7 protein-coding genes are annotated in these 14,755 nt (G+C 73.0%); 2 read left to right on the plus strand and 5 right to left on the minus strand.

Going from position 1 to position 14,755, the window contains the following annotated elements:
- The first annotated feature begins 19 nt into the window (after positions 1 to 19).
- The gene (locus tag BMZ92_RS31905) at positions 20 to 799 is read left to right on the plus strand and encodes an AraC family transcriptional regulator (protein ID WP_091515291.1); all 780 of its coding nucleotides are present in this window, start codon (positions 20 to 22) and stop codon (positions 797 to 799) included.
- Positions 800 to 872: 73 nt separating this feature from the next.
- Positions 873 to 2,039, plus strand: a complete 1,167-nt coding sequence (locus tag BMZ92_RS31910) for a 4-hydroxybenzoate 3-monooxygenase (protein ID WP_091515292.1) — start codon at positions 873 to 875, stop codon at positions 2,037 to 2,039.
- A 4-nt stretch (positions 2,040 to 2,043) separates the two neighbouring features.
- Here BMZ92_RS31910 and BMZ92_RS31915 read toward each other — a convergent pair whose 3' ends face one another.
- The 5 genes from BMZ92_RS31915 to BMZ92_RS31935 are packed head-to-tail and all read right to left on the minus strand — an operon-like array spanning position 2,044 to position 14,464.
- Complete coding sequence (locus tag BMZ92_RS31915) at positions 2,044 to 3,678, minus strand: hypothetical protein (RefSeq protein WP_091515294.1); 1,635 nt, start codon at positions 3,676 to 3,678, stop codon at positions 2,044 to 2,046.
- A gap of 2 nt (positions 3,679 to 3,680) precedes the next feature.
- Positions 3,681 to 7,700, minus strand: a complete 4,020-nt coding sequence (locus tag BMZ92_RS31920) for a hypothetical protein (RefSeq protein ID WP_091515295.1) — start codon at positions 7,698 to 7,700, stop codon at positions 3,681 to 3,683.
- 2 nt (positions 7,701 to 7,702) lie between these two features.
- The gene (locus BMZ92_RS31925; RefSeq protein WP_091515297.1) at positions 7,703 to 11,170 is read right to left on the minus strand and encodes a hypothetical protein; all 3,468 of its coding nucleotides are present in this window, start codon (positions 11,168 to 11,170) and stop codon (positions 7,703 to 7,705) included.
- A complete protein-coding gene (locus BMZ92_RS31930; RefSeq protein WP_091515300.1) occupies positions 11,167 to 13,782 on the minus strand; it encodes a DUF6603 domain-containing protein in 2,616 nt (871 codons plus the stop codon). The genes BMZ92_RS31925 and BMZ92_RS31930 overlap by 4 nt, the downstream gene beginning before the upstream one ends.
- A gap of 13 nt (positions 13,783 to 13,795) precedes the next feature.
- Positions 13,796 to 14,464: a lysozyme family protein gene (locus BMZ92_RS31935; RefSeq protein ID WP_091515301.1), complete on the minus strand. Its 669-nt coding sequence runs from the start codon at positions 14,462 to 14,464 to the stop codon at positions 13,796 to 13,798.
- Positions 14,465 to 14,755 lie beyond the last annotated feature (291 nt).

Genomic DNA, 14,755 nt, shown 5'->3' on the forward strand with positions numbered 1-14,755 from the left:
ACCGATAAGCTGGCGGACGATGCCCGAAACCCGCCTGCCCGGCACACCGCCTCCGGCTTTCCCCGCGAAGGCTCCCCAGGGCGCGGGCTGGCTCGACCACGGCTTCCACGTCGACAACCACTCCCACACCGACGGCCAGCTGGTCTACCCCGCTTCCGGCGCCCTGGCCACCACGACCGAGCGCGGCACCTGGCTCGCTCCCGCCAACCGGGTGACGTGGACGCCGCCCGGGTTCGACCACTCCCACCGCTTCTACGGCAGGACCGACGTCCGCCTCGTCGTCATCCCGGCCCACGAGTGCGGCGCGCTCGTCGCGCACCCCAGCGTGTTCGCGGTGAGCCCGCTGCTGCGGGAGGCGCTCCTGGCGCTGACCGACCGGCCGGAGACCCGCCCTGGTGCCCACGAACGGCTGCGCGCGGTGGTGCTCGACGAGCTCGCCGCGGCGCCCGAGGAGTCCCTGCACCTGCCCGAACCGCGCGACGATCGGCTGCGTGCCGTCACCGACCTCCTGCACGCCGACCCCGGCCGGGCCATCACGCTGGCCGAGCTGGGGCGGACCGCGGGCGCGAGCGAGCGCACCCTGAGCCGCCTGTTCCACACCGAGCTCGGGATGAGCTTCCACCGCTGGCGCACCGTCCTGCGCATCCATCACGCCCTGGTCCACCTCACGAACGGCCACTCCGTCACCGACACCGCGATGGCGTGCGGGTGGTCCAACCCGTCGAGCTTCATCGAGGTGTTCACCGAGGTCGTCGGCCAGACGCCCGGCCGCTACCAGGCCGACGTGCGCCAGGGCTGAACTTGGCGGGTTTCCGGTATCCGTTGTCCTGAGAGCGGTTGGCGCGTTCCGGTGCCCCGGCGAAAGTGGGCGCATGACCGAAACGAACGAGAAGACCACCGTCGTCGTCGTGGGTGGCGGAGTCGCCGGGCTCGCAGTCGGCAATTTCCTGTTGCGCAGCGGAATCGCTTGTGTGGTGCTGGAAAAGCACAGCCGCGAACACGTCGAACAACGGCAGCGGGCGGGGGCGCTCAACGGCCGCGGGGTGCGCATGTTCCGCGAGTGGGGACTGGACGAGGTCTTACCGGAACCGTCCTCGTCCGACTCCATCGATGCGCCGGGCATGCCGATGCGGATCGACGGAAAAGAGCGGATGTGGAAGGACATGGAGGACGACGGGGAAGGCGTTTTCTGCCCGCAGCAGGTGCTCGTCCGGAACCTCATCAAGGTTTTCCTCCCCGACGGCGGAGACCTCCGTTTCGAGGCCGACGACGTGACACTGGACAATCTCGACAGTGACCGCCCCGCCGTGCGTTACCGGGACGCCACCGGCGCGACAAACGTCCTCGACTGCGATTTCGTCGCCGGCTGCGACGGCTACCACGGCGTCAGCAGGCAGTCCATTCCCGCCGGCGCCCTCACCCGCTACTCCCACGAGTTCGGCTACGCCTGGCTGGCGGTTCTGGCGGAGGTGCCCGCGGATCCGCTGGCGACCATGGCGGTGCATTCCCGCGGCTTCGCCGCCCAGATCACCCGCGGACCGAAAGCCAGTCGCCTGTACCTCCAGGTCCCGCTCACCGACACCGTGGACGACTGGCCGGAAACGCGGATTTGGACCGAACTCGAAACGCGTTTCGGGGATCCGGTGTCCCCCAAGGGCCCGATCACCACCAAGCAACTCGTACCGCTGCAAGGCGTGGTGTACAGCCCCATGAACTACGGCAGGCTCTACCTCGCCGGCGACGCAGCGCACCTCATTTCCCCCATGAGCGCGGAAGGGATGAGCCTCGCGCTCCACGACGCCGAAGCGTTCGCCCGCGCCGTCGTCCACCACGTCGAAAAGGACGACCCGAGCCTGCTCGAAAGCTACTCCGGCGTCTGCCTGCGCAACACCTGGGAACGCCAGGCCGCCGCGGTCTGGATGACCGACACGATGCACGATTCCGGCGACGCCTCCCACCGAGGGGAATTCCTCAGGCAGGTCGCCCGGGTGAATCTGGAGACCCTGCTGGAACCGCCCGCTGAGCCGTCCACGGCGTGACGGGTCAGGAAGCGGTGCGGGGAATCGCGCTGTCGAAAGCCAGATGACTGGCGCCTTCCCCGCGGCCGATGCTCGTGCGCCGGGCCGTCCAGCGCTCGTAGCGGCCGTCGGCCCGGCGGGCGAGCACCGGGACGCGCTGTGCCCGCACGCCTTCGCGCGGGATCTCCTCGTCCTGCACGGTCAGCGGCCGGCCCGGCTCCAGCAGGCGGCCCAGCGGCTCGACGAGGCGGTTCCCCTTGCGGAGGGCGCCTTTGCGGAGCGCCACGACGCCGGGGGCGACGGCCACCGGGACGAACGGGATCCACCACTCCGGCACGGGCGAGGCCAGCAGGTAGTCGTGCGTCGCGAGCGGTTGGGCGCCGGGCGCGGCCGACGGTGGCGCCGCCTCGGCGAGCCGCGTCCGGGGGTCGCCGCTGGGTGCCTCGACGACGCGCTCGACGGCCCAGACCATGTTGGCCGCCTCGTCGCGCAGGTAGTGCACTTCCTCCAGCGGCCGGCCTTCGAGCGTGGCCGGGGCCGCGGGCGGCACCAGGAGCCCCGGCACGCCCGGGATCTCGTACATGCTGAAACCTTCGTCTTCGGCACGGGAAACGGTGATGGTGTCGCCGAAGGTGGTCGTGTACGACAGCTCGCCGAGCGTCGTGAGTGACCCGCACGGTACCTCCAGGGGGACCACCAGCCAGTCCTGGCTGTGCACCAACCCGAACTCCGCGATGATCAGCCGGGCCAGGTCGTGCGGCCGCACCTCCAGCGCGCCCAGGTTCACCTGGCCGTCCTCGAACTGCCAGTACCGGTCGGCCGGCATGCCCGTGTAGCGCAGGGGTGTGGCCAGTACCGTCGGGGCGCGGCCGGTGGCCGGCGCGTCGCCGGTGTCGAGGGTGGGTGCCGTGGGCGCGAGGTCGAAGTCGTGCCAGTCGATCCGGCCGCCGCCGTAGGACGAGGTGAGCACCTGGCCGGCCACGCTCAGGTCGAACCCGTACTCCAGCCGCGGGGCCGTCCAGCAGTCCGCCGCGGGCGCACCCTGGTACCACTCCAGCCACTCCCGCGCGGCGGCCAGCGCGGTGGCGGGCAGCCAGCCCGGGGCGGCGGGCGCGCGGAGCGCCTCGGCGATCTTCTCGCCGTCCGGCACGCGCCCGGCGAACAGCCGTGCCAGCGGCGCACCGGTGCTGTCGTAGGGATCGGCATCGGCGTCGTGTTCGAGCGGGCAGGCCGCCAGCACCGCTTCGCGGACCGCCGCGTCCTGGACCATCGCGAGGAACTGGGCCCCGCCCATCGCACGCCGACGCAGCCCGGCCTCGCCGGCCGGCATGCGCTCGACCAGGGGCTCCAGGAGGTCGTCCGCGGTCAGTGCCTGGACCGTCCCGGTCGCGGCCGACCGCAGACCGGTGATCCGGTCCGAACTCGCCGCGAGCCGGACGGAGATCGGGCTGCCGCCGTCCTCGCCCTCGAACTCACCGAGCTGCCATTGCCTGCCGCACAGGAACAGCGGGTCGGCGACGCGGGCTTCGAGGGCGGGGCTCGGGTCCCAGGACACCGACTGCGGTTCCAGCCGGGTCCAGGCCGGGGGCTCCTTGATGGCGATCAGCTTCTCCGCGCTGGATGCCAAGGGGACCGCGGAAAGCCCGTCTGCGATAGGCATCGTCAGTGCCTCACTTCCTTGACATACGGGATCATGTCGGCGGGGTCGCCGATCTCGTTGACGAGGCGGGCGGCGTCCAGCCCCTTCTCGCCGTTGAGCGAAGCGTTGCGGGTGACGAGCGCGGGCAGCACGCGGCCCACGACCTGGGTGCGCTCCAAAGTGATCAGCCGGGTCCTGGCCAGGTCGAGGGTGTCGTTCAGCGCCTCGGCGAGGGTGTCCGCCGTCCACGGCGAGCCGTCCGGCGACACGGCGAGCAGCACGCACTGCGGCGGCCGGGCGCCGGGCGCATCGGCGTGCACCGCCACCCCCGTCGTGATCAGCGCTTCGGACCCCTGCTCCCGCGGCAACCGCCTGGGCACGGTCTCGACCCATTCGTCGATCACGAGCCCCGCCAGGGGTCCGGCGCCGGGCGCGCCGTCGACCACGAAGCTCGTCACGGGCGAGTCCAGCGGCGGGCCGGAGGGGTCGAAGGGCAGCGCGATCCATCGTTCCGGCGTGCCGAGCTGGGCGACCCGGAGGCTGTCCGGCGTTCCCGCCGCCATCAGCACCTCGACGTGCCGGGCCACGCCGTCCCGCACGGTCGCGACGTCGAACAGCAGCCTCGTGATGTCCGCGCGGTCCGGGTTCAGCCGCCCGAGGGCGGCCTGGAAGCCGTCGTCGGCCGGCTGGATCACCGGCAGGATCCGGAAGTCCTCGCCGAACAGCGCCTCCCCCGCGGCGATGGGATCGTCGTCGAGAAGTGCTGTCGCTTTCGCCTCCCGCCGCCGCGCCTCGGCCGGGTCATCGATGCCGAACCCGGTGGCTTCGCCGTGAGAAAGCGCTTCCAGCGCATGGGAAACCCGGTCACGCAGGTCGCCGTGGTCGATGCCGCAGGCGGCCTTGTCCCCGGGGCGCGTGAGATCCGCGGGCAGCAGGGGCCGCGCCCCGGCGAGCAGCCGGTGCAGCGACCGGGCCTTTTCGGCGGCGGTCAGGACCGGATCCGCGAGCGCGCCCAGGCCCGGCAAGGCCGCGCGCAAGCGGCGTTCGAGGACGCCCGGCCGGGCGGCGTCGTACACGAAGTCCAAGGCGCTCAGTCCCGCCAGGTCCAGGCTCTCGCCCCCCGCGCCCACGGTGATGGCGGTGGCGGGACCCAGCATGGTTCGGGCCCATTGCTCGAGCCGGGGTTCCACCAGCTGGCGAGGCGTGCCCACAGCCCATCCCCCGGAAGCTCCGGTGGCAGGCTCGCCGGCGATCACCAGGTCCCGGTGCGTGACGGGGATGCCGCGGGTCGGGGTGCGGACCACGTCGAACTCCGCGGGCGGCGGACCTCCGGCCGCGACCACGTCCATGACGGCGGCGGCCCGCGCGGAGTTGCCCGACGCGAACTGGTGCACGCCCTCGGCGACCAGCAGGTCGGCCACCGCGTCGTACGCGGCCAGCGCCTGGTCGAGGACCTCGTTGACGGCCGCCCATTCCCCGTCGTCGGGTCCGGTCCACCCGTCGAGGAACGGGTTGTCTGCCGGGCCCTGGTCGAGTGCCGGGCGGATCACGGTCTCGCGGTCGAGGGTGAGCAGCGCGACCCCGTCGACGACATCGGCCACCACCATCGCCTCGACGTCGGCGCGCGGCGGGGTGCCGCCGACGTCGGTCAGCTTTCCCGTGCGCAGCGGCGCGAGTGCGCGCAGCGAAAGCACGAACCGTGCCAGCGCACCGCCGGTGGCCGGGTGGTCGTGCAGCCCCCGTTCGACCGTGTAGCCGAGCAGAGCCCCGAGCTGCTGCCCCTGCCGCACGCCCTCCAGCAGCCGCAGCCCGGTCCGGACCTGGCCGCTGGACAGGTCGAACGAGAACGCCCCGCTGGCCCGGTGCGCGAGGTTCGCCGCACGCAGCACACCGGCGGTCGTGGCCTGCGCCAGGCTGGGGGCGTGGATGTAGCCGCCAGGGCGCTCGGCGGGATCACTGGGGACGATGTCGTGCACCCAGCCGTAGGCGCCCAGTGCCAGGCCCCTCGGCTCGCGTGACCGGAGGACAGCGAGCCGGCGGGTGGCGAGCGCCGTCAACCCGGCGTCGATCCGGTGGGAGCAGCAGTCCAGTGTCTGGGCCACGAGGAGGGCGCGCTGGGCGGTGTCGGCCGACAGGACCAGGTCGAGGGCGGACCGGAACGCGTTCCGCCGGTCGCTCGCGCGGAGCCAGGCCTGTGCCGCGGCGATCGCCAGCTGGTGCCGGGCGTCGGGCACCGGGTGGTTCACCGCGACGTCCGCGAGCGACGTGCGGGTCGCCTCCAGCGGCTGGTACTGCGCCAGGAGACTGCTGCCGGCGAACCCGGACTCCGCGGCGAGCCGGTCGGCGAGGGGCCTCAACTCCGAGGCGGAGGCCCGCCCGGCGAACGCCTCCGTGACCGCGGGAGCGTGTGCGGCCGCCGGCCCGGTGGCCAGCAGTGCGCTGACGGCGTCGAACCGCTCCGGCGGGATCGCCGTCCCGGCGGCCCGCGCTTCCACGTCGTCGGCGATCTCGACGAGGGCTTGCAGCACGCTCCGCACCTGGCGTGGCTGGTCCTGCCGGAGTGCCGCCACGAAGTCCGCGTCGGTCCCGTCCGCGAGCGGCAGGCCCAGCGGGCGCGTCGTCGGGCCGGGCACGGCGTCCGCGAGGTTGCCCATGACCAGGCCGAGCTTGTCGTAGAGGGTGTCCAGGAACGAGGTCGTCTGCTCGTAGACGCGGCCCGGCACGTTGTCCACGAGCGTGGCGTACATGTTCATGGTCTGCGACAGGATCGACCGGACCCGCAGGCCGAGCATGGCCGGCGCGGAGCCCAGCACGTCCAGCAGCGTCTCCGGCGAGGAGTCCGCGCGGACGGCCGGTGCGACGGCGTCGCCGTAGAACGCGTGGATCGTGGTGAGGACCCGGTTCAGCTGGGGTTCCACCGGATCGGCCTCGTCGGGGGCGAACCGGTGGACCGCGGTGACCGGGAGCAGCCCGTACGGCTGGTCACCGATCCGCAGCGTCGGGAGGGGTCCCGCGCCCCGCACGTGGTCCTGGAAGAAGTCGCGCACCGCCTCGAGCTGCTGCGGCGTGATGTTCGCACCGGAGGGTCCCACCTTGAGGAGTTCGCTGAGGAAGGTGCCCCAGGTGGCCGGCCACAGCACGGTGTGCGCGGCGCGGGCCAGGTCCTGGTCGCGGTCGAACGCACCGGGGACGTCGGCGAGCACGGCCGGATCGATCCCCAGCGCCGCGGTGAGCAGCGCACCGTCGGAACCCGGGGTCGGCGCCCAGCTCACGCCCGCGGGCGGGGGCGCCGGTGGCTGGCGCCGCTGCCACGCGCTCCGGTCGGTCTCGGTGTTGTTGGTGGGGGTGCCCTGCGGGACGAAGGCCATCCCGGCGGTGTAGCGCTGCGCGGTGAGCAGCCGTTCCAGCTCCGCCTGCCCGTCCTCGCGGACGCCGAACACGACCAGCCGGTCCACCTTTTCCGCGGGCCGCGGCAGCGGCACGGTGACCGCCATGCCCACCCGTTCGGCTTCGGCGTAGTCCACGAGCCACGACATCCCCTCGGCGAGGGGCAGGTCCCCGTGCCGGACGACGGTGCCGCCCGCCGCGGGCGCCACGACGAGACGGTCCGGGATCGGCCGCCCCGCCGCCTTCGCCGTGTCGGTCCCCTGCCGTACGACGGCCACGAAGTAGGCGGGCAGCCCGCGTGCCGTGACCGGCCCGCCTTGGCGCGGTGGGACGTCCGGGAAACGGAGCTCGCCGCTGAACGGGTCGTCGAGGTTCAGGGGCGTCATCGCCTTGGCGACCCAGGGCGCGCGGTCCGGTTTGGTCCTCGTGGCGAGCAATGCGAACGCGGCGTCGCTGTCGCCGCCGCTCGCGACCGACGTCCAGTACTCCCTCGCCGCGGTCCGCTCGGTGTCGTCCAGACCGGGGTCGAGCCGGTCGATGTGCGGGTCGTCGGGGTAGACGCGGACGCGCAGTGCGCCGTCGGTGAAGCGGGTTTCGAGCCGGACCGGCAAGAGGACCAGCGGGCGCTCCGGCGGCGCGGTGAAGGGCGTGGTCATCGTCAGCCGGCTCCCATCGGTCCGAGCAGGTCGTGGATGTCGAAGGCGGCCCGTACCGGTTGCTGGAGCAGTGCGCGGGCGGTGCCGGCGGCGTTCGCCACGGGCGGGGTCAGGAAGGGTTCGGCCGACTCCCCCGGCCCGAACCGGGGCGCCGTCGGGTGCTCGGCGAGGACGAACCACCACGGGGTGCCCGCGCTGTGCGCGTCTCGCACCTCGGTGACGGTGAGGTCGAACCCGGCGAGCAGCGCCCCCGAGCGCAACCTCCGCTGGAACAGGAGCGGAGCGGCGGTGTCCCCGGTCTCGGGCGACCCGCCGCGCAGTGCCAGCGCCACGGTGTCGGGGTAGCGGCGGATCAGCTCACCGCGGACCAGCATCACCAGGCGGCCGTCGAGGTCGGCCGAGATGTGCGAGCCGAGCGGCCCGTCGTCGTTGAGGTGCAGTTCGCCGGTCAGCTCGTCGCCGTGGTGGTCGCCCCAGAACCGCCGGAAGTACGTCCCCCGCTGGTCGGTCGGGTAACCGCGCCACAGCAGCTCCCGGGCCATCTCGTGGCTGAGCCCGGCGAAGAACGCTTCCAGGAAGACCGCGTTCGACACCAGGGTGGTGACCAGGTCCGGCTCGTCGAGCGTGGCCGTGCCGGCGATCAGCCAGTCCGGGTCGTAGTCCTCGAGCGCCTGGTACATCGGCCGGTCGAAGCGCGGCGCGGCCATGATCGGCTCGGCGGGCCTGCCGTCGAACCAGTTCCCGGGCACCCAGCCGGGCAGCCGCAGGCGCTCGGCGACCTGCGCGGCGGTCGAGCGGTCCGGGTCCAGCTCGGTGAGCAGCTGGTCCTTCGCGACCGCGTAGGCGGGCCGGATGGGCGTGCCCTGCCAGTCCGGTGACACCAGTGCTCCGGTCGCCGGCTGCATGGCGGCCTCGATGTCGCGGGGCTCGATACGTGCCTGCAGCGCCTGTTTGAGGGGTTCCGTGGCGGTGATCCCCGCGCTGTCGACGGCGAGCCGGGCGCGCGTGGCGGGAGCGAGGTGCGCGCGCCCGAGATCGGCGAGCGCCGCGACGCTCATCCGGTCCTTCGCCAGCTGGGCCAGCGTGGCGGTGTCCAGGTCGAGGCGCGCCAGCTCGGCCAGCGTGGTGTCGGGCAGCTCGGTGCGAGCCGCCTCCGCCAGCACGTCGGGGTGGAGGTCCAGCGCCAGCCGCGCGAGCGCGCCGGTGGGCAGCTGCGCGCGTGCCATCTCCGCGCGCACACCGGTATCGAGCCCCGCGGACACCCCCAGTTCGGTCGTGGCGGCGCGCGCCAGGGTCTCGGTGGCCGCGTGCTCCCTGGCGATCCCGGCGAGGGTGGTCTCGGTCAGGGCACTCTGCGCGGCACCGGCGAGCGCTTCCGTCCTGGCCCCGGTCCGGGCGGCGTCGGCCAGGTCCGCCGTCTCCAGGTGCTGACGGCCCGCTGCCGCCAGCAGGTCGTCGCTCACGCCGCCGTGCCGCACCACGCCCGCCACCGCGTCGTCGCCCGGTCCGAGGCCGAGCTGCTCGGTGACCGTGGCGAGCTGTTCCCCGGCGAGATCGCCGGCCTGGCCGCCGACCTCGGCCACCGCGGCGATGTCGCCGAGCAGGCCGGCCGCGAGCTCGGGGTTCACCTCCGGATCGGACGGCATCGCCTGCTGCAGCACGTCGAGGGCCTGCTCCGCCGCCCACTGCTCGATGTCGAAGTCCGGGTCGATGTCCGGCATGGGCCAGAAGCAGTGCAGGACCATGGCCTCCCACTCGTCCCACCAGGCGAGGAACTCCTCGGCGGTCATGCTCTCCCAGTCGGGCGGCGCGGCCAGCTCGTAGTCCCGCGCGATCTCGACCACGCGCAGCTGGGAAAGCCGGGCGATCTCGCCGTCGTCGTAGGGGCGCTGGAAGTCGCGGGGCACGTCCCCGGGGGCCAGCAGGTCCGCCGGGCTGGTGCGCCGCACGACCCGGCGGAAGGCCTGCGTGGACGCCATCGGCGCGGTGCTCGACGCGGCGAGCTCGGAACGGGCGCTCCCGTTCTCCGCGCCCGGCACCGCGTCCTGGACGGGCCTGCCGATCTGGAGGAGGTCGCCGTATCCGAGCGGGCTCAGGTGCCGCGCGAACATCGACGACCGGACGGCGCGCGCCAGCTGCGCCTGCCGTAGCCACTGGTTCACCTCGCCCAGCCGGCCGACCTGGGCCCACGCGGACTGCATCAGCTGTTCCTGGTCGCGCTGGACGACGCGGGCGCCGAGCGCGGCCACGATCCGGTTGGCCGGGTCGAGGTTGAGCTGCGGCAGCCACGCGGTCGCCGGTGCGGACACCAGTCGGCCGGAGCCGGCCTGGGACCCGGCGTAGACCGGCGGGCAGAGCGGCAACGGCTCCCCCGGCTCGTGCGCGCCGGGCTTGCGGGCGAGGACGGTCGGCAGGAGGAGCAGGTCCCGCAGCTCGCCGGTCACCTCCGCGGGCCAGCCTCCGGCGCGGGCGGCCGCGGCCTCGGCGGGATCGTCGCTGGCGGCCCGCGGCGGGATCGGGGACACCAGCGGGCCGCGGACCAGCTGCAACTGCCCGGACGGGATAGCCGGGGCCTCGTCGCCGAACAGGTCGCCCCACGGCCGGGAGGTGTCGACCAGCCTGCGGCCGACCTGCCAGGGCGCCGGGCTGGGGACCAGTTTCCCCGCCAGCATCCCGAAATCGCCGCCCTCGCCGGTGTCGAACCGCCACGAATGCAGGACCGGCAGCTCGATCTCCTCGTCGTCGCCACCTTTCCGCCACGCGGGTTCGAGGGTGCCGGTCTCGTCGCCGGGGTTCAGCGCGGCCCGCCTTCCCGCGTCGAACGCCGGTACGACGCAGGCCAGGTAACGGGTGAAGGGCTCGAGGCGGCGGGGGCACATCAGCCGGGACAGGTTCGTCGGCGCGAAGTGCGCCGACAAGCGGTCGTCGATTGCCGGGCCCGCGATGGGCCCGTGGATCTGTGCGTGTGCCCACGCCCAGGAGTCGTCCAGCGCCTGCAGCTCCGAATACCGGGCGAGGACGGTCGGTACCTGCCCGGCGCCGGGCCGGTAGCGGCCCTCGCGCAGGACCACCAGTGCCAGCCACGGCGCCAGGCGCTCGCCGTCCGGTGCGAGCGGCGTGAACTGCCACAGCGCCTCCGGGCTGTCGAACTCGACGTGCACCAGGTGGGTGGTTTCCGCGCTGGTCGCGCCGGGCTCCGGGTAGCGGCGCACGATCTGCTGGTCGACGAGCGCGCGCACGTCCGCGGGGCCGCGCAGCCGCAGCTGGTAGGTCGCCGTGACATCGGGCTGTCCCGGTGCCTGGACCGGCACCACGATCTCCACGCTCGCCCGGGTGCCGCCCGGTTCCGGACCGCGCGCCGCGGCGGCCAGCCCCGTGCGCACGTACGGCAGGAAGGTGTACGTGCCGAGGACCGTGCTCTCCGCGGCGAACGCGGTTTCCGGTGGCGGCAGGGTGAAGTCGGTCGTCATCGGAGCTCCACGGTTTCCCGTACGGTGGCGTAGCTGTTGCCCAGGCGGCCACGGCTCCGCGCGACCGGTGACAGGTTCACGACGGCGGCGACCAGTTCCCCCGGCAGGTCGAGCGACCCGGCCAAGGGCTGACCGGGCGCCGGGTGGCGCGGGTACACGGTCTTCCAGTCGTACTGCGCCTCGGCCGGCGCGCCGAACCGGGCTTGGTCCGAGCCGTACAGGCGCTTGCCCGAAACGCACTCCGTGAACGCGGGCTCGTGCAGCTTCTGGTCGTCGGTGAGGTCGCGGAACTGGCCCAGCGGGAAGGGGTCCCGGGTGTCTTCCGCGGTGCGCAGGGCGTGGCCGCCGACGAGCGGCTCGCCCAGCGTGACCCGCGGGGTGGACACCTGGCTGCCACCGATGTGGGTGATCTCGGTGTCCAGCGGGACGACGTGTTGCCGGAGTTCGAAGCCGCTTGCCGGGTCGACGACCGGACCGTCGCCGGCCGCCGGGGCGTGGAAGATCGCGACCGGCTGGACGCCCTCGGGCAGCCGCGGTGCACAGGCGCCGGGTTCGCCGAGTGCCTTCACGACCAGCTCCCGCGGATCGATCCGTGGCGGCGTCTCGTGGTCCTCCTCGCCCCACCGGAGGGGGCCGAGGTCGAAGTCGATGTCGGGGAGGATCGGCAGCTCGAGGGTGGCCGTGCCGTGCGCGATCCACGGCGCGGGGCCGGACAGGTGCAGGCTCAGCTCGACACCGGCGAAGCTCTCGCCCGCGAACAGCAGCGACACCCCGGCACGCAGGTCGATCGCGAAGCCGAACGGGTCCCACATCAGGAGGGCGTCGAAGGACAGGTGCCCTTCCGCGCCGACGCCCGCCACCTCGGCCCGCAGCTCGGCGCGGCACCCGAACATCACCGCGTTGGTGGTCAGCGCCAGGTAGGCCTCGGCGCGCAGGGACAGCAGCGCGGGCGGGGACAGATCGACGCTGAGGCGCCGCATCCCGGCCAGTTCGGCAGGCGCGTGGTAGGCGGGGTGGAAGCCACCCGCCGAGATCGCGAAACCGGGCTCCGCTCCCCAGGAGATCAGCAGGCCCAGGTCACCGGACAAGGTGAAACCGGCGAACCGCGAACGGCCGAGCCGGACCAGCACGAGCAGGTGGTCCTCGTCGATCTCGCCGTAGACGTCCGCGTTGAGGTCGACGACCGGTGTCTTCGGGGTGGGCAGCGTGACCCGGACCGCCCCGAGCAGGAGCACGGCCGGAGCCGGGAGCGTCAGGATCACGGCCACCTTGGCGGTCGCGTACGAAGTCGGTGCGCCCCAGCCGAGTTCCAGGGCCGGGCCGACCGCGACGGCACCCGCGCGCGGCTTGAAGACGCCGGACAGGGTGTCGGCGATCCCGGCGGCGTCGGCCTGCGGGTCGGCGGGGAACAGCAACCGGTCGGCGGTGTGGTCGGACAGTCCGGCGCGGAGCGCGTCGGGGTCCGGTGCGCGCTCGACGGCCAGCAGGCCACCGACCCCGTTCAGCGTGAACCCCAGGCCTAGCTGTATCGCGGGCACGAACTCGGCGAACAGCAGCACGACGAAGGAGAACGGGTCGGTGCCGATCAGGCCCATGGCTTTGACCTCGACCGGTCCCACGGTGAGATCGAGCGTCCCGGCGTACTCGGAGCCACGGCGTTCAAGCGAGCCGCCGCCCTTGATCCGGCCGGCGTCGATCCGCACCCCGGCCCCGGCCGGCAGGACGTGCTCGACGGCGATGTCGTGGCCGTCGTCCAACCCCAGCCGGACGCCGGTCTCCTGGACCGTCACCGCGATCACGCCGTTGAGCGTTCCCGCCAGCGTCCCGGTCAGGTCGAACCCCGCGTCGCTCGGCAGCAAGCCGAGATCCCGCAGCTCGTAGCCGGGCAGGCGGGGCCTGCCGGGCAGGGACAACCGTCCGCGTACGCCGGGCCCCAGCGTCACACCGTCCCTGGTGTCCACGGTGACCGCCAGCGTGGCGGTCACGTCGGCGGTCCCGGCGAACGCCGCCACCAGCGCGTCGCCTGCCGCCAGCCCCGCGGTGACCTCCGTGCTCATCGCGAACGTGAGGCGCGGGTCGCCGAAGTCCAAAGTGGCCGACAGGACGGAGTTCGCGAGCTTCACCTCAGGCGCCAGCGCGCGTTCCGCCGGATTGGCCCACCGCCACGACACGGTCGTGCCGTTCACGGTCAGACCGTCCGCCGGGGTCAGCCCGGGTGGTACCAGACCGAGGCGGCTCACCAGCCCGCCGAACGGGAGGGCGCGGAGCACGCGGTCCAGGAGCCGGGTCAGGGCCGGTTCGGCGGAGGCGCCGCTGACCCGGCGGCAGGCGTCATCGAGTGCGCTCAGGGCGGCGGACAACTCCCCCAGAGCCGCGCTCGCCGCATCGAGGGTGTCGGGAGGTGGCTCCAGCGCCGCGGCGAACGCGCTCGCGTGTGCCCTGGCGCGTTCCAGGTCGTCCTTGAGGGCCACCAGGAGATCCGGCGCGGCCGGGGCGGCGCCGGGGGCGATGAGGTCCAGTAGCGCAGCCGGGTCTGTAGGCACCAGCTCGGTGAGCAGGCCCCGGGCGAACCCCAGTCCGGCGGCGACCACCCTGCCGGCGAGATCACTCATGACGGTCCCCGGCTCAGCCGCGGCTGGAAATGATCAGCACGGAGGGGTCGAGGCCCTGTTTGTCCACTGTGGTCGCGTTGTGGAAGCACTGCTGGTCCATCGCGTTGCGCAGTTCGATCGTGCCCCGGTGCGGCCCGAAGACGCACTCCTCGGCCGCGGTCTCCCAGTCGCGTTGCGCGACGGCGTCCTGGAAATGGGGAAAACGGAACCCCGCGCCGAGCGCCCACGCCATGCTGAGCAAGCCGAATTGCGCGTCCGCCGGCCACGAGTCGAAATCGGCGAATTCGCTGCGGTTGGTCAGGAACCTTTCGTTGGACGACAGCTTGTCGCCGACGATCCGGTCGATCTCGTCGCTTTCGATGTGCAGGGACGTGAATGGCGCGAAGGCGCCCCCGCCCCGATCCGCGAGGTCGGTCCGCTTCTTGACCGCGTCCCATTCGTCGGCGACCTGCTCGAAGGTGGCCGTGTCGCCGTTCTCCGTGAGCCAGTTGATTTCCGCGGCCAGCGCATGTGAGGCGTCACGTTGCGCGTCGGTGGGCGTGGCGGGAATCGGCTTGCTCTTGTCGATGAGGTTTCCCATTCCTGTGGTGACCAGACCTCGCACGTCCAGATACATGAACGGGAGCACCCCTTCGAGGGGCTCGTTCAGCGCCACCCAGTTCTCACGCACCGAATCCCACATCGTCCGCCCCTTTCTCCGGCAACCGAGTGTCCGCGAGGCGCGGTGGTGTCCGGAAGGGGGCGGTCCGCCCAGTGAACCGCGGACTGGGGTGCCGGCCGTTTCGGTGCTAGTTGTTGCGGGTCGTGACGTTGGTGACGTGGGTGAGGGCCTGAGGTGAGGGGACGGGTCTTTCGGCGGCAGGATGAGAAGTACCACCAACTCGTCCGTCACGACTGAAAGACCCGTCCATGCTCCACCGTAATGCCCCGCTGTCGGTCGAAGGCCGGCGGCGGCTGGTCCAGCGTTGTCAGA

It is taken from the genome of Amycolatopsis sacchari (assembly GCF_900114035.1).
GTDB classification, from domain to species: Bacteria; Actinomycetota; Actinomycetes; order Mycobacteriales; family Pseudonocardiaceae; genus Amycolatopsis_E; species Amycolatopsis_E sacchari.

Bases quoted from the DNA above. Each gene is read 5' to 3' on its own strand.
- BMZ92_RS31905 (WP_091515291.1), top strand. From the start codon at position 20: ATGCCCGAAACCCGCCTGCCCGGCACACCGCCTCCGGCTTTCCCCGCG.
- BMZ92_RS31910 (WP_091515292.1), top strand. From the start codon at position 873: ATGACCGAAACGAACGAGAAGACCACCGTCGTCGTCGTGGGTGGCGGA.
- BMZ92_RS31915 (WP_091515294.1), bottom strand. From the start codon at position 3,678: ATGCCTATCGCAGACGGGCTTTCCGCGGTCCCCTTGGCATCCAGCGCG.
- BMZ92_RS31920 (WP_091515295.1), bottom strand. From the start codon at position 7,700: ATGACCACGCCCTTCACCGCGCCGCCGGAGCGCCCGCTGGTCCTCTTG.
- BMZ92_RS31925 (WP_091515297.1), bottom strand. From the start codon at position 11,170: ATGACGACCGACTTCACCCTGCCGCCACCGGAAACCGCGTTCGCCGCG.
- BMZ92_RS31930 (WP_091515300.1), bottom strand. From the start codon at position 13,782: ATGAGTGATCTCGCCGGCAGGGTGGTCGCCGCCGGACTGGGGTTCGCC.
- BMZ92_RS31935 (WP_091515301.1), bottom strand. From the start codon at position 14,464: ATGTGGGATTCGGTGCGTGAGAACTGGGTGGCGCTGAACGAGCCCCTC.